The sequence below is a fragment of the Nocardia callitridis genome, assembly GCF_039543305.1.
In the GTDB taxonomy this organism is placed as follows: Bacteria; Actinomycetota; Actinomycetes; order Mycobacteriales; family Mycobacteriaceae; genus Nocardia; species Nocardia callitridis.
Window position 1 is genome coordinate 637,506 of sequence record NZ_BAABJM010000002.1, and the last position, 13,979, is coordinate 651,484.

A 13,979-nucleotide genomic window follows, 5' to 3' on the forward strand; every position below is an offset into this window, starting at 1 on the left:
GAGCGGTGTTGTGGGATAAGGGTTTCGATGGCAGGTCTCAGCTGATTCCGGTGGTGACCCCGATGTGTGCTTCGATCTCGGTGACGTAGTCGGAGAACACCGTGGAGAAGCGGTGCTCCTTGCCGCGCGGTCGCGGCAGATCGATCGCGATGTCCGCGACGATCCGGCCGGGTCGACCGCCGACCACGACCACGCGGTCGCCGAGCCACACCGCCTCGGAGATGCTGTGGGTCACGAAGAGCACGCTGCATCCCGCCGCCTGCCAGATACGCTGGATCTCGAAATTCATCGAGTCGCGGGTCATGGCGTCGAGCGCGCCGAACGGCTCGTCCATCAACAGCAATTCGGGATGCGAGACCAGCGCGCGGCAGATCGCCACGCGTTGCTGCATGCCACCACTGAGTTCGTAGGAATAGCGGGTGGCTCGGTCGCCGAGACCGACCATATCGAGCAGTTCCTGTGCGTAACGCCGCGCCTTGTCGGTGCGGGCGCCGCGAAACTCCAAGGGCAGCAGCACATTGTCGATATTGTTGCGCCACGGAAGCAGCACGGGGCTCTGGAACACCATCGCGATGTCCTCGAGTCCCTCGCTGATCGGGCGACCCTTCACCAGGATCTCCCCCTCGGTGGGTTGCTGTAGTCCGGAGATCGTCTTGAGCAGGGTGGTTTTCCCGCTGCCGGACTGGCCGACGATCGAGACGAACTGGCCGGGATCCACCTGGAAGTCCAGCCCTTCCAACACGGTGTTGTCGTGTCCGTCGCGGGACCGGTAGGTCACGCCGATGCTGTTGACCGAGATGGCGTATTCGTTGTTCATGGTTCTGTCCGCCTGTTACGGGGCCGGGATGGTCTCGTCGCGATGCAACGGCGCGAGAAAATCGTTGGTGTAGACCTTGTCTGGGGTGAGACCGCTGTCCTCGGGCAAACCGAGGAACTGCTGCGCGACGTCGAGCATCTTCTGCGCACCCGCGTCGTCCATGACGCCGAAGTCGTTCGCGGACCGACCCGTTCCCCAATTCAAGGAACATTGCTCACGAATCGCCAGTGTCACCGTGTCGGTTTCGAAACCGGATACCTGGCGGCGGAAATCCTGTGCGGCCTCGTCGGGGTGCGCACACGACCAGAGGAAACCCTTCTGCATGGCCCGATTGAATCGGCGTACCTGATCGGGGTTCTCGGCGAGTTTCTTGTCCGAGACAACCATGCCGTTGCCGTAGAGGTCGATGCCGAGATCGGACCATTTCAACACCACCGCTTCGCGGCCGAGCGCGTCGATGGCGGGCTGATCGGAGATGTACAACGCGAGATTCGCATCCCACTGTCGCGCCAACAAGCCGGGGATCTTCGATCCGCTGGAAGCATGCACGACATGGACGTCGCCTTCGGTCAAACCGAGCTTGCTCATCGCGAACGGCCACATCGCGGTCATCGCACCCGCGCCCTCGGTGGCAAGGGTTTTTCCGCGCAGATCATCCCATCCGTTGATTCCGTTCCCCTCGATCGCGACAACGGCATAGGCGGACCTGGCCTGCAGGAGGTTGACCTGCTTTACTCGCGCGCCTCGCCCCTGACTGATGATGGTGGCGCCGAAGTCCGCGAAACCCGCGTCCACCCTTCCGGTTTCGACGGAGGTGACGGTGTTGGTCGACCCCGAACCCGGCATGATGGTGACGTCGATTCCCTCGGCCCGAAAGAAGCCGCGCTCGACCGCCGCGAAGAACGGCGCGTGTTTGGGCAGGTACCCGACGTCCATCATCACTGTCATCGAATTCTTGCCGCCGCCAGCGCACGCCGAGACGAGCACCAGTAATATCGCGCCGACGAGCGCGGCCGATATGCGTCGCGTATCGCGCATCCGAGTCTCCGATCCCGCGCTCACTTCGTGTGGTTCTTCCACGGAATCAACTTGCGGCCAGCGAGATCGACGAGGAAGAACAAGGCAAGGGCGATACACGCGAGCACAATGAATGCCGCGAACATCGAGGGCAGATCGACCTGACTGTTGGCCAGCAGGATCACATACCCCAATCCCTTGGAGCCCGCGATGAATTCGCCGACAACCGCGCCACCCACCGCAAGGGAGATGGAGATCTTCGCACCCGAGAAGATCGAGGGCAGGGCATAGATCAACTCGATCTTCGTCATTTTCTTCCACTGCGAGGCCTTGTTGATCCGCGCGAGTTCCTGCAATTCGTTCGGTACCGAGCTCAGCCCGTCGTAGGTATTGATCACCAGCGGGAAGAACGCGATCGCCATCGCCACGAAAGCCTTGGATTCGAAGCCGAACCCGAACCACACGATGAACAGTGGTGCGAGCGCCACCTTGGGAATGGTGTCGATCGCGACGAGCGCCGGGTAGAGGAAGCTGCGGATCGTCTTCGAATAATGCAGCGTCGCACCACACAAAACACCGAGCGCGGTGCCCAGTGCGAATCCGGCCAGCGCCTCTTGCAGCGTGACGAAGGTGTTGCTCGCGAAATACTCCGGCCGCTCGAGGAGTTCCGCGAACGCCGAGACCGGCCCGACCAGGAGGAACTCCGGCGGGTCGAAGATCACCACCAACAGTTGCCAGATGGCGAAGAGCCCGAAGATGCCCGCGACCGCCTTCATCCCGGTCGCGACCGAATCACGAGCTGGCATCCAGTTTTTCCTGCGACGTTCTCGCGGTACCCGAGGCTGCTGCTCGGTGGCCGATGGCGCCGCGGCGTTCGCACCGATCTCAGAAATGGCCACCGCGTGCACCCCCGTCGACGGGTGCGCAACAACGCACGCAGAACGTTCCGATCGACAGCGGCGGCGATCCGGCCCGCGCCCGACAGTCCGGTGTGGGTAGCGAAGATGTCATGGTTTCCTCACAGCGTTGGAAGGGGTCGACCAGGCATTGGTCGTGGTCGTTGGTGGTCAGACGGTCGCAGGTGCGGACCGCTCGAGCTGGCCGTCGACCCGCCGCCACACGCCCAACGGATTACCGTCGGTGAGTTCGGCAGGCAGCAGGGCCTCCGGCACGTCCTGGTAGGCGATCGGGCGCAGGAAACGGTCGATCGAGAGCGAGCCGACCGAGGTGGCGCGAGCGTCGGAGGTCGCGGGAAACGGCCCGCCGTGCACCATCGCGTGTCCCACATGGACGCCGGTCGGCCAGCCGTTGAACAGGATGCGACCCGCACGTTCCTCCAGCAGCGGCAGCAGGGTCTCGGCCAGGGCGGTGTCCTCGGCCGCCGCGTGCACGGTGGCGGTGAGCTGCCCCTCCAGTGCGCTCACCGCAGCGGCGAGTTCCGCGGTGTCGGCGCAGCGGACAAGCAGTGACGTCGCACCGAACACCTCGGCCTGCAGTCCCGGATCGGCCAGGAATCCCGCGGCGTCAACGGTCAACAGTCGAGCGAATCCGGCGGCCGCGCCCTCCGGTCGCTCGCCGAGCGCCAACTCCTCGACACCGTCGCGCTCGGCCAGTGCGGCGCCGCCCGCCGCATAATTGTCGGCGATCGCGCCGGTGAGCATCACGGCACCGGTATCGGCGGTGATCGCCTCGGTGGCCGCCGCCGTAAATGCTTCGAGCCCTTCGCTTTCCACCGCAAGCACGAGCCCGGGGTTGGTGCAGAACTGCCCGGCACCGAGGGTCAGCGAATCGACGAACGCCGCGCCGAGTCCGGCGCCACCCTCGGCAAGCGCGGCGGGCAGCAACAGCACCGGGTTGATGCTGCTCATCTCCGCGTAGACCGGAATCGGTACCGGCCGGGCGGCAGCTTCCGCCGCGATCGCGAGTCCACCGGCCCGCGATCCGGTGAAGCCGACCGCGCGAATGCGTGGATCACGGACGAGTCGGGCGCCGATCGCGTTTCCGGCACCCACGATCTGCGCGAAGGTTCCCTCCGGCATGCCGGTGTCCAGTGCGGCGTCGAGAACCGTGCGCGCCACCAGTTCGGCGGTGCCGAGGTGAGCCGGGTGGGCTTTGACGACGACCGGGCACCCCGCGGCCAGCGCCGAGGCCGTGTCGCCGCCCGCCGTGGAGAAGGCGAGGGGAAAGTTGCTGGCGCCGAAGACGGCGACCGGACCGATGGCGATGCGGCGTTGCCGGAGATCTGGTCGCGACTTCGCACCTGTGCGGCACTGGTCGATGCGCGCGCCCTGCCAGGTTCCGGTGCGCAGCTCGCTCGCGAACAAGCGCAGTTGTCCGCTGGTACGTCCCACCTCGCCGGTGAGTCGCGCACGGGGAAGCGCGGTTTCGGTGTGCGCACGCTCGACCAGCGCGTCGACGCGCTCGTCGAGCAACTCGGCGATGCGGTCGAGGAACCGGGCGCGGTGTTCGGCGGGCAGGGCGCGAAATCGCGGAAACGCCTGTGCCGCGAGCGCGCAAGCCTGGTCGATCTGTTCGTCGGAGGCGCCGGGATAGGCGGGGTCGAGCGCGTCACCGGTCCTCGGATCGGTCGAGCGAACGGCCTGCTCGGTACCGAGGACGGTTTCGGCTCCGATGATCATGGCTCCGGTGAGTTCGGTGGTGGATTCAGCTGGCACGAGGGGCTCCTTCGGCTTCATCGACATGCTGGCGGAGTATTCGACGACACTCAGACGGCCACCGAACGCGCGGTCTCGATGACGCTCGACAGCAACGCCATCTCGGTCTCGTCCAGGTCGGTCAACGGTGAGCGCACCGGGCCCGCATCCTGTCCGACCAGCCGCATACCCGCCTTCACGACGCTGACGGCGTATCCCGCCTTGCGGTCGCGGATCGCGGTATAGGGCAGCACAACATCGTCGAGCAGCCGTCGCACCGTGGTCCTGTCCCCCGCGCGCACCGCGCTGTAGAAGCTCAGTGCGAATTCGGGCAGGAAGTTGAAGATCGCCGAACTGTAGGTCGTGACACCCAGTTCCAGGTAGGGCAGCGCGAAGGTCTCCGCGGTCGGTAGGCCGCCGATGTAGACCAGCCGGTCGCCGAGTCGCGAATGGATGCGGGTGATCGCCTCGAGATCACCGACACCGTCCTTGTAGCCGATCAGGTTCGGGTGTGCCTCGGCCAACTCGGCCAGAATCCGCGGGGTGTACACCGCGTTGGCCCTGCCGTAGACCACGACGCTCAGCGAGGTCGCCGCGCACACCGCGCGCACGTGGTCGCGCAATCCGTCGGCGGAGGATTCGGTGAGGTAGGGCGGAAACAGCAGCAGCCCATCGGCTCCCGCGACCTCGGCGTCGCGGGCCATCTCGACGGCTTGCGCGGTGCCGTATCCGGCGGGGGCCAGGATCGGGGTGCCGCCCTCAGCGCTGTCGGCCGCCGCACGCACGACCCTGCCCACTTCCTGCGGAGTCAAGGAGAAGAACTCCCCCGTGCCTCCCGCGGCGAACAGACCCGCGACGTCGTACTTGCCGAGGCGGACGATGTTCTCCCGGTAAGCGGGCTCGTCGAACGCCAGTTCCTCGGTGAAGTGGGTGACCGGGAACGACAGCAAGCCGGAACCGAGCTGCGCGGCGAGTTCGGTCGGCGTGAAGGCGGACATCAGTGTTTCCTCCTGCGGGATAACAACCATTCGCGAGTGAATGACACCACACTAAGAAGGCGAAGCGATGCATGTCCAACACTCTTTAGGCATGCATCAATACCTATTATGAATCGGTGTTTACGCTGAGTCAGTTGGAAAGCTTCGTTGCCGTCGCCGAGACCATGCACTACGGGCGCGCCGCGCAGCGCCTCTCGATCAGTCAGCCACCGCTGTCGCGCCGCATCCAATTGCTCGAGCGCGAGTTGGGTGTCGAGTTGTTCGACCGATCCGGCCGCGCCGTCCGCCTGACCACCGCCGGGCACGCGTTCCTCGGCGACGCGCGGCGCATTCTCGGCATGTCCGAGCAGGCGACGCTGACCGTACGACGCGTACCGACAGGCGAAACCGGAACGGTGGCAATGGGTTTCACTGCCTCGTCCGCGCATTCGGTACTCGACGCCTTCGTCGCCGCGGCACGATCGCGACTGCCAGGCGTCGACCTGGTATTGCGCGAACGGGTATCGGGAACGCAGCTGGAGGAGTTGCGTTCGGGCGAGCTGGATCTGGTGTTGGTCCGTCCGCCGGTGCGCGACACCGGACTCGCGCACCGGTCGTTGTATCGAGAGTCGCTGCTGGCGGCAATCCCGATCGGGCACCCCTTGGCCGCGCAGGAACACCTACCGCATGTGCGTGATCTCGACGGCGAACCGTTCGTCATGTATTCGCCCGCCGAGGCGCGCTACTTCTACGAGGTCCTCGTCGGCGTTTTCCGTGGTGCCGGGATCGCGCCGCGCTACGTACAGCACCTCAGTCAGGTGCACACGATCATGGCGCTGGTGCGCGCCGGACTCGGGCTCGCGCTCGTACCGAGGGCCGCCGAAGCGATCGGATTGGACGGTGTGGTGCTGCGCCCGGTGCGCGGTATCGACGGCGAGCCGGTCGAACTGGTCACCGCGTGGCGTGCCAACGACGACAATCCCGCCATGCACGCGATTCGTGATCTCGTCGTGGAGGTCGCCGCCGGATTCACGAAAACGAGTGCGGCGCAACAGCAACACTCGTCACATCAACTGACGGCCGATCAGCAGTAACGCCCCGAAACACGACACGGCGATCGAAACCTTGCGCAGCCGAACCGGATCCAGCCACCGGTTCACATACCTGGACGCGAGGTAGCCGAGCACCGTCACCGGGATGAGGACGACGAACGCCACCGCGTTGTCCCGGTGGATCGACCCGGTAGCGGCAAGCACGACCAGCGACACGATCGAGCCGACCAGGAAGAACCCGCTCATCGTCGCACGCAACCGCGCACCACTACTGCCCTGGAGCACCAACGCCATGGGCGGACCGCCGATCGAGGTCGCGGTGCCGAACAGACCGGACGCCGCACCCGCCACCGCCAGATTCCGTGGCAGCGGCGGCGGCTGCCACCCCAGCACCGTGACAGCGGCACCTGCCAGCACCGCGAGTGCCAGCAGCACGGAAAGTCCGCGCTCGGGAATGAGGACCAGCAATCCCGCGCCCGCCGCGGTGCCGACGACGCGACCGACGAGCGCCCAGCCCGCGCCGTGCAAATCCAGGCTGGCGCGTTCCTGGAGCAGCACCAAGACCGTCACCGTGGTCGCCAACATGATCAGCGTTCCAGGGATCAGGCCGGGATCGATGAGCGCGACGATCGGCGCGGCCAACATGCCCATGCCGAACCCGATACTCGCCTGCATACACGCGGCGGCGAAGATCGTGAACCCGAGGACAACCCCCGCGGTGACACTCAATTCCGCCTCCCGAAGCCCGGCGCGTGCGGCTTCGAGTTCCCACACAACAACGCGACCCGACGCTAGGGCATGCCGCGACAGCCGTCGAACCCTATTTCCGCATCGGTCCATACCCCCCGCGCATCGTCCCAGTTCGCGCGCGTTCGCCGCCCGGTCAGCGCAAACCCAAGCCGGGGTTCGCACCGAGTGGATTCGGCGATGGCGGTGGCACCGCCGGCGGCTCGGGCGCGGACAGCAGCGCGGCGTCGGCGCCGAGCCCTTTCGCCGCGGCCGCGGTGCGGACCGCATCGACGACCAGCAGCAGCGCGGCGCGGCGCGCGGTGTTGGTGCGGTATGCCAGCGACACCGTGCGCGTCAGGATGTCGCCGAGCGCCACGATATCCACGCCGGGTGGGCGCAACGCCAAGCCGAGATCCGACACCAGGGTCACACCGAGCCCGGCCGCCACCATCGCCATCGCCGTCGATTGCTCCTCCACGGCGTGATCGATACGCGGGGTGAGCCCGGCGGATTGGAACGCCAACCGCGCCGCGTGACCGAAATGCGAGCGTGCGGGCGCGAGAATCCACGGGTGCTCGGACAGTTCCGCCAACGTCACACTGGCCGAGGGCACCGCACCGGCGGGGACCGCGGCGTAGAGCCGTTCGACCGCGATGATCGCGCGTTCCAGGCCAGCGTCCCAGGTCATCGGATAATTCGAGTAGTCGAGGACAAACGAGAGGTCCAGCGCGCCATCACGCACGGCGGCGGCGGTCGCCTCCGGTGCCAGTTCCTGACTGCGCACCAGAATATTGGGGTGGGTGCGCGCGAGCGCGGTGAGCGCTTCCGGTAGTAAACCCGACGCCACCGACGCCCACACCCCCGCGGTGAGCTTCGCCGTCACCGATTCGCCCGCCTCCTCCAACGCCTGGGTCGCGCGTTCGACGGCGGCGAGGATTTCCTCGGCATGATCGGCGAGCAGCACCCCGAGGTCGGTGAGTTGCACGCGACGCCCCCTTCGCTCGAACAAGCGGGTGCCGACGTCGCGCTCCAACTGCGCGAGCTGTTGGGATACCGCGGACGCCGTGTAATGCAACGCGGTGGCGGCCGCCGTAATCGTGCCGCGTCGATGCAGCTCTCGCAGCATTCGCAGGCGGGCCAGCGACAGGTCCATGTGATGAGCCTAAGCCGTTGTGCCACAACCGCACCAAGTCCCAGCACAGAACGGCGCGCGGGAACGCGCCAGGTCACTGTGCAGGAACGCTGAACACCTCCGTGTACGAACCGTAAATAGACGCGCGCACCGGTACGAATGCAGGCTTGGTGCACCGGACGCGCGCCGTCGGCCGGGAAGACAGTTGGCACCGAGATCATCGACCCCGCATTTCCAGCGGTGGGTGGTCGGTACCGAATCACATGGAAGGGGATCGCCGTGACGACGATGGAGAACCCGGCCGGTAACACTCCGCAGATCACTGCGCAGGCCGTCCCGACCCTCCCCGCGACGCCAACCGTCGTTCCCGCGGCACTGCGTCCCCAGCCGTATATGCGGTTGCAGTGGAACGATTCGGTGACCGGCGCGGTCGGCTATCTGGTCGTGCACACCTTGCGCGCGGGTCTGGCCACCGGCGGCACCCGCATGCGCGCGGGGTGCACGATCGGTGAGGTCGAGGACCTGGCTCGCGGCATGGCGAACAAGACCGCCACCTTCGACCTGCCGGTCGGCGGAGCCAAGGGCGGGATCGACTTCGATCCCAAGGATTCGCGCGCCGCCGAGGTGCTGGAGCGATTCTGCGAGGCGATGCGCCCGTGGATCGACTCGCACTGGGTGACCGCGGAGGATCTCGGCGTTCCGCAGCACCTGATCGACGAGGTCTTCGAAAAGCTCGGTCTCGGCCAGAGCTACCACGCCGCGATCAGCCGCGCCGCCGACCCCGCCGCGACCTTGGAGCGTGTCCGCAACGGACTCAACGCCGCGGTCGACGGTGGTTTCCTGCTCGGTGACGTGATCGGCGGATACGGTGTGGCCCACGCCTGTCTGGCCGCCGCGGTCTCCTGGGGGCAGTCTCCCGCCGAGACGACCGTCGCCATTCAAGGTGTCGGCACAATGGGCGGCGCGGCCGCCTACTACCTGCACGAGGCCGGAATGCGGGTCACCACCGTCGCCGACGCCGCTGGCACCCTGCACTGCGCGGACGGACTGGACATCCCCGCGCTGCTCGACCTGCGCGACGGTTTCGGCGAGATCGACCGCGCCCGGCTGCCCGACGGCGTCGAGCAGCTGCCGCGCACCGCGATTCTCGGTGCCGAGGTCGATATTCTGGTTCCCGCCGCGATCTCGTACGCGATCACGCCGGACAATTCCTACGACGTTCGCGCCCGCGTGGTGGTCGAGGCCGCGAATGCCGCCACGACACCGGAGGCGGAGGCCATGTTGGCGGGCCGAGGAATTCCGGTGGTGCCGGACTTCGTGGCCAACGCGGGCGCCGTCGCGTGGGCATGGTGGCTGCTGCTCGGCTGGGTGGACGACACCCCGGAGAACTCGTTCGATCGGCTGCGCACCATCATGCACACGAAGGTCGCCCAGTTGCTCGCCGCGTGGACCGAGCGCGGTGTCACTCCCCGTGACACCGGCCACCGTTGGGCCGACGAACCGGCGCCCGCCTTGGCGCCCGTTCACATCCCCTGATCGAATAGGGTCCTGCGCAGCATCTTTCGGCGGCCGGTGACGAGAAGACGCCACGTTTTCGTCACCGGCCGCCGTTGCTCGTCGTGGGTCCGATTCGGGCGAATTCGCGGCCGTCGACCGCGTCGGCTGTTGACACGCATCCGTAGCATGGGGTCAGCAGCGAGTCGGCAGGAGTTGGGCTCGCACCGTTTCCGTCGACGGAATCGACCCACGGCGGAAGCTATCGGGGCGCCGCTTGGACGCCATCGATAGTCGAGGGCGGTGAACGATCGACAAGGTGGTCGATCCGCCGTACTGGCAGCTCGCGGACAGTCAGCCGCAAGGAACGTGGAAGTGACGTAGCGAGAACTGCCGCAACAGACTAGGAGTCTCCATGCAACGAGAATCCAGCACAGTCCGAAACGGCGCCACTCGCACAGCGCGCCACGGCCGCAACAGCTACGACGACATCGAGCCACAGTTCGAGAAGATGGCCGGGTTCGAGCCGCGCGACCCCCGCAAAGCCGAGGTACGTACCGAGATCACCCGCCGGTGTCTTCCACTGGCCGAGCACATCGCCCGCCGATACGGTGGCCGAGGTGAACCGTTCGACGATCTGAACCAGAGTGCCAGGGTCGGCCTGGTCGAGGCGGTGGACCGCTTCGATGTCGGCAGGGGCACCCCGTTTCTGTCGTTCGCCGTTCCCACGATCATGGGTGAGGTCCGCAAGCACTTCCGCGACCGCACGTGGTCGGTGCGGGTGCCGCGCGGCATCAAGGAGATCCAGGCGCGCATCGGTCCGGCCACCGAGGATTTCGCGCAGCGCGAGTCGAGGATGCCGACCGTGCGTGAGCTGGCCGCCGACCTCGAACTCGACGTCGAGCAGGTGACCAGGGCGGTGCTCGCCGACAACGCGTATCAGGCGAACTCCCTCGACGGCTTCGGCAACGAGGACGGCGACGAGGCGACCGTCCCCCCTGTCCGCAGCCTGGGCAGCGACGAGCACTGCTATGAGCTCACCGAGCAGGCGATGACCGTGCGCCCGTTGATCGCCGCTTTGCCTGCCATGCAGCGCAGAGTACTCATTATGCGGTTCTTCGAATCCATGACGCAGAACCAGATCGCCGAACGCCTCGGCGTCTCGCAGATGCAGATATCACGCACTCTCGCAACGACTCTCGACGCATTGCGTAGCTCGGCATCGGCCGAGGGGCGACCGGCGCGCAACGCGGCGTAACGCCAGGCCGGTCGAGAAGGAAGCTCGGCGACCCTCGAGGTCGCCGAGCTTTGTCGGTTGATGGTGGCGCCCCGCCGTTGTCAGTCGGGGGCCTCGTCGTCCGCACCGGTCGGTGTCGTGTCCACGCTCTGCGTGCTCTGCTCCGAGGTCGGTGCGCTCTCCTCGACGATGTGCTCTTCGAGGTCGTCGACGACCTCCGACAGTCGGTGACCGTCGCCGGTGGTCGCATCGTCGGAGACCGTGCCGTCGGGTTCTTCGTGGCGCGTGCGCGCCTCGGCGGTCGCGTCCTCGTCGCGGCGTTCGGGTTTCGTCGCCACACCTACTCCTGTCTGCTCGTAGCCTCGATTCGCGTTACCCGGGCCGCACGGCCCGAAACAACAGGGCGGTTTCGAACCGCGTGATTCGGCCGTGGTTGTCCGGGTAGGACGTGAACGAGCACCGAACGTCGCTGCCGCACACGCAGGGGGCGTGGGTGCCCGAACAGACACGAAGGGAGTACGGCTATGCCGATTACCAGCACTTTGGACGCCGGGCAGCAACAGATCGCGGGGGAAGCACTGCGCGGCACCGTGCTCGATCTGATCGACCTCGCGCTCATCGGCAAGCAGGCGCACTGGAATGTGCTCGGGTCGAATTTTCGCTCGGTCCATCTCGCATTGGACGAACTGGTGGTTGTCGCACGGGATTTCACCGATGACGCGGCCGAGCGGGCCACCGCGATCGGCGTCAGTCCGGATGGTCGCGCCGCGACCGTTGCCGAGCAGTCCGGCGCTCCCGGTATCGAGGAGGGCTGGCAGCGCGACACCGAGATCATCGACACGATCGTCGGCAACCTCGCGACGGTGATCGAGCGAATGCGGCAACGTATCGACGCCACCGCCAAGGCGGACCCGGTCACCCAGGACCTGTTCATCACCATCGCCGCCCGACTGGAGCAGCTGCATTGGATGTGGCAGGCCCAACTCGCGGGCGACTGACAAGCCCAAGGACAAGTCAGGAGCACTCATGGCCGATCAGGACATCATCGCCCAACTCCGTCAGGACATCACCACCGCCGAGGACGCCGACGACCAGTCCACCGTCAGCCGACTGCGCGCGGAACTGGACAAGGCGGTCCGCGCTACCGACGACGACACACCGACGCGATGACCATCCGCGACCGCGCGACGTGCCCGAACTCGAGCCGTCGCCGGTCGCCGGTCGTCGGCAGACAGGTCCACTCCATCCGGTATCGGGGCCAACAGGCCGAGTCGGTGGCGCCGACCGTCGCCCGGCGCCTCGCGCAGCCCGAGTGCCACACCGCGATGAGCATCGTGGGGCAGACGACTCTCTCGCCGTAGCCGCCTGCCGTGTGCGATCGCCGCGCTGCCCGACACGAGTTCGCGCCGCCGCACGGTGTAGGCGCGATGCTGATTACCGACGCCAGAAGAAGTTGTGCACGACGCCGCTCGGGCTCGGGATCTGTTCGTGGTGGAATCGTTCGACGTATTCGTTCGGCCCGGTCCAGAACTTCTCGCCTCGACCGATCTCCACCGGCGCGACCGCGATGTGCATGGTGTCGACGAGGTCGGCGTCGAGGAACTCGCGCACCGTGGCGACGCCACCGCCGATTCGCACGTCCTTGCCCCCGGCGGCGTCGAACGCTTGGGTCAGCGCGTCCTTCGGCGAGGCATCGAGGAAGTGAAAGGTGGTCTCCCCCTTGCTGAACGAGGGGCGCGGATGGTGGGTCAGGACGAAGACGGGGGTATGGAACGGCGGTTCTTCACCCCACCAGCCCTGCCAGTCGTAGTTCTCCCACGGCCCACGTTCGGGGCCGAATTTATTGCGCCCCATGATCTCCGCGCCGACATTGTTGGCGTAGTCGCGGGTGATGTAGTCGTCGAGGCCGTAGGTGCCGCCGGGGTCGGTGCGATTGGGCCAATGCGCGGTAGCGCCCGCCCAGGACATCAGCGTTTCCGGATCGGCGTGCCCGAACGGGTGCTCGAGGCTCTGCCCCTCGCCCGACCCGTAGCCGTCGGTGGAAACCACGAAGTTTTGAATTCGAACAAGTGGTGCCATGACAAACCCCTTACTGGTTGCATTTTGCAAGTGGTAGGGAAACTACTCTAGACTGATCCCATGTTGCAACCAGTTGCATCTACGAAGCTACCGGTCCCGCCCGGCAAGTCGGGCTGTCCGATCAATATGACGATCGAACTGCTCGGCGACCGGTGGAGCCTGATCGTCCTGCGCGACATCATGTTCGGTGGACTCACCCACTTCCGGGAACTCCTGGCGGCGTCACTGGAGGGCATCGCTTCCAACATGCTGGCCGCCCGGCTGGCAAAACTCGTCGACGCGGGCCTGCTCACCCGCGACGCCGACCCGAGCCACCGACAGAAGGTGAGCTACCACCTCACCGAAGCGGCGATTCAGCTCGTGCCGGTCATGGCACAGGTAGGCGCGTGGGGTGCGCGATGGCTGGAGACCTCACCCGAACTCACCGTGCGCGCCGAGTTGTTGGCCGAGGGCGGGCCGGCACTGTGGGATCGGTTCATGGACGAACTTCGCGCCACCCACCTGGCGGGCACCCCGGTTCCCGACAACGGCGTCCTCGCGCAGTTGACCGAGGCCTACCTGCGCGCGGCGTCGCACACGACGGCCGCCGAGAGCAGCGGCGATTGAGCACGGGTTCGATAGCGCCCGCACCGAACGCATATCAGTGGGGAGCAGCCCGGCCCACCATCCGCGCGCGTCGGTAGCATTCGTCACGGCACCTCGAACACGCGAGGGGACCGGACGGATCTGCCTGGATTGTGCGCGACCGTATGCTCGAGGACCTTCTCGAAGGACGCGAATCGGTGCGGCCG

At 66.6% G+C, this 13,979-nt stretch carries 15 protein-coding genes; 6 read left to right on the plus strand and 9 right to left on the minus strand.

Annotated features, from left to right (window positions below; genetic code table 11):
* Positions 1–37: 37 nt before the first annotated feature.
* The 5 genes from ABEA50_RS11690 to kdgD form a co-directional block, all read right to left on the minus strand.
* Complete coding sequence (locus tag ABEA50_RS11690; RefSeq protein ID WP_345495306.1) at positions 38–817, minus strand: ABC transporter ATP-binding protein; 780 nt, start codon at positions 815–817, stop codon at positions 38–40.
* A gap of 15 nt (positions 818–832) precedes the next feature.
* On the minus strand, positions 833–1,855 hold the full coding sequence (locus tag ABEA50_RS11695) for an ABC transporter substrate-binding protein (RefSeq protein WP_345495307.1): 1,023 nt from the start codon (positions 1,853–1,855) through the stop codon (positions 833–835).
* Positions 1,856–1,875: 20 nt separating this feature from the next.
* Positions 1,876–2,640: an ABC transporter permease gene (locus ABEA50_RS11700; RefSeq protein WP_345495308.1), complete on the minus strand. Its 765-nt coding sequence runs from the start codon at positions 2,638–2,640 to the stop codon at positions 1,876–1,878.
* Between the two features lie 261 nt (positions 2,641–2,901).
* A complete protein-coding gene (locus ABEA50_RS11705) occupies positions 2,902–4,473 on the minus strand; it encodes an aldehyde dehydrogenase (NADP(+)) (protein ID WP_425577640.1) in 1,572 nt (523 codons plus the stop codon).
* An 86-nt stretch (positions 4,474–4,559) separates the two neighbouring features.
* A complete protein-coding gene (gene kdgD, locus ABEA50_RS11710; RefSeq protein WP_345495310.1) occupies positions 4,560–5,486 on the minus strand; it encodes a 5-dehydro-4-deoxyglucarate dehydratase in 927 nt (308 codons plus the stop codon).
* A 116-nt stretch (positions 5,487–5,602) separates the two neighbouring features.
* Here kdgD and ABEA50_RS11715 point away from each other — a divergent pair, with 116 nt between their 5' ends.
* The gene (locus ABEA50_RS11715) at positions 5,603–6,559 is read left to right on the plus strand and encodes a LysR family transcriptional regulator (protein ID WP_345495311.1); all 957 of its coding nucleotides are present in this window, start codon (positions 5,603–5,605) and stop codon (positions 6,557–6,559) included.
* On the opposite strand, the gene ABEA50_RS11720 is transcribed toward ABEA50_RS11715, so the two are convergent.
* The gene (locus tag ABEA50_RS11720) at positions 6,530–7,246 is read right to left on the minus strand and encodes a sulfite exporter TauE/SafE family protein (RefSeq protein ID WP_345495312.1); all 717 of its coding nucleotides are present in this window, start codon (positions 7,244–7,246) and stop codon (positions 6,530–6,532) included. The genes ABEA50_RS11715 and ABEA50_RS11720 overlap by 30 nt on opposite strands.
* Before the next feature lie 154 nt (positions 7,247–7,400).
* The gene (locus ABEA50_RS11725) at positions 7,401–8,399 is read right to left on the minus strand and encodes a LysR family transcriptional regulator (protein WP_345495313.1); all 999 of its coding nucleotides are present in this window, start codon (positions 8,397–8,399) and stop codon (positions 7,401–7,403) included.
* 267 nt (positions 8,400–8,666) lie between these two features.
* Between ABEA50_RS11725 and ABEA50_RS11730 the strand changes: the two genes are divergently transcribed.
* Together ABEA50_RS11730 and ABEA50_RS11735 are read left to right on the plus strand one after the other, a co-directional pair.
* Positions 8,667–9,914, plus strand: a complete 1,248-nt coding sequence (locus ABEA50_RS11730; protein ID WP_425577641.1) for a Glu/Leu/Phe/Val family dehydrogenase — start codon at positions 8,667–8,669, stop codon at positions 9,912–9,914.
* A 373-nt stretch (positions 9,915–10,287) separates the two neighbouring features.
* Positions 10,288–11,130 carry a SigB/SigF/SigG family RNA polymerase sigma factor gene (locus ABEA50_RS11735; protein WP_345495314.1) on the plus strand — a complete coding sequence of 281 codons (843 nt, stop codon included), beginning with the start codon at positions 10,288–10,290 and terminating at the stop codon, positions 11,128–11,130.
* Positions 11,131–11,210: 80 nt separating this feature from the next.
* Here ABEA50_RS11735 and ABEA50_RS11740 read toward each other — a convergent pair whose 3' ends face one another.
* Entirely contained in the window at positions 11,211–11,447 is a 237-nt protein-coding gene (locus tag ABEA50_RS11740; RefSeq protein ID WP_345495315.1) for a hypothetical protein, read from the minus strand.
* Between the two features lie 186 nt (positions 11,448–11,633).
* On the opposite strand from ABEA50_RS11740, the gene ABEA50_RS11745 reads away from it, so the two are divergent.
* On the plus strand, positions 11,634–12,107 hold the full coding sequence (locus tag ABEA50_RS11745; RefSeq protein WP_345495316.1) for a Dps family protein: 474 nt from the start codon (positions 11,634–11,636) through the stop codon (positions 12,105–12,107).
* A gap of 28 nt (positions 12,108–12,135) precedes the next feature.
* Positions 12,136–12,279, plus strand: a complete 144-nt coding sequence (locus ABEA50_RS11750) for a hypothetical protein (protein WP_345495317.1) — start codon at positions 12,136–12,138, stop codon at positions 12,277–12,279.
* Positions 12,280–12,543: 264 nt separating this feature from the next.
* On the opposite strand, the gene ABEA50_RS11755 is transcribed toward ABEA50_RS11750, so the two are convergent.
* Entirely contained in the window at positions 12,544–13,188 is a 645-nt protein-coding gene (locus tag ABEA50_RS11755) for a dihydrofolate reductase family protein (RefSeq protein WP_345495318.1), read from the minus strand.
* A 60-nt stretch (positions 13,189–13,248) separates the two neighbouring features.
* Between ABEA50_RS11755 and ABEA50_RS11760 the strand changes: the two genes are divergently transcribed.
* Complete coding sequence (locus ABEA50_RS11760; RefSeq protein WP_345495319.1) at positions 13,249–13,794, plus strand: winged helix-turn-helix transcriptional regulator; 546 nt, start codon at positions 13,249–13,251, stop codon at positions 13,792–13,794.
* Positions 13,795–13,979 lie beyond the last annotated feature (185 nt).

Bases quoted from the DNA above. Each gene is read 5' to 3' on its own strand.
- ABEA50_RS11725 (WP_345495313.1), bottom strand. From the start codon at position 8,399: ATGGACCTGTCGCTGGCCCGCCTGCGAATGCTGCGAGAGCTGCATCGA.
- ABEA50_RS11695 (WP_345495307.1), bottom strand. From the start codon at position 1,855: ATGCGCGATACGCGACGCATATCGGCCGCGCTCGTCGGCGCGATATTA.
- ABEA50_RS11760 (WP_345495319.1), top strand. From the start codon at position 13,249: ATGTTGCAACCAGTTGCATCTACGAAGCTACCGGTCCCGCCCGGCAAG.
- kdgD (WP_345495310.1), bottom strand. From the start codon at position 5,486: ATGTCCGCCTTCACGCCGACCGAACTCGCCGCGCAGCTCGGTTCCGGC.
- ABEA50_RS11690 (WP_345495306.1), bottom strand. From the start codon at position 817: ATGAACAACGAATACGCCATCTCGGTCAACAGCATCGGCGTGACCTAC.
- ABEA50_RS11745 (WP_345495316.1), top strand. From the start codon at position 11,634: ATGCCGATTACCAGCACTTTGGACGCCGGGCAGCAACAGATCGCGGGG.
- ABEA50_RS11730 (WP_425577641.1), top strand. From the start codon at position 8,667: ATGGAGAACCCGGCCGGTAACACTCCGCAGATCACTGCGCAGGCCGTC.
- ABEA50_RS11700 (WP_345495308.1), bottom strand. From the start codon at position 2,640: ATGCCAGCTCGTGATTCGGTCGCGACCGGGATGAAGGCGGTCGCGGGC.
- ABEA50_RS11755 (WP_345495318.1), bottom strand. From the start codon at position 13,188: ATGGCACCACTTGTTCGAATTCAAAACTTCGTGGTTTCCACCGACGGC.
- ABEA50_RS11705 (WP_425577640.1), bottom strand. From the start codon at position 4,473: ATGATCATCGGAGCCGAAACCGTCCTCGGTACCGAGCAGGCCGTTCGC.
- ABEA50_RS11735 (WP_345495314.1), top strand. From the start codon at position 10,288: ATGCAACGAGAATCCAGCACAGTCCGAAACGGCGCCACTCGCACAGCG.
- ABEA50_RS11750 (WP_345495317.1), top strand. From the start codon at position 12,136: ATGGCCGATCAGGACATCATCGCCCAACTCCGTCAGGACATCACCACC.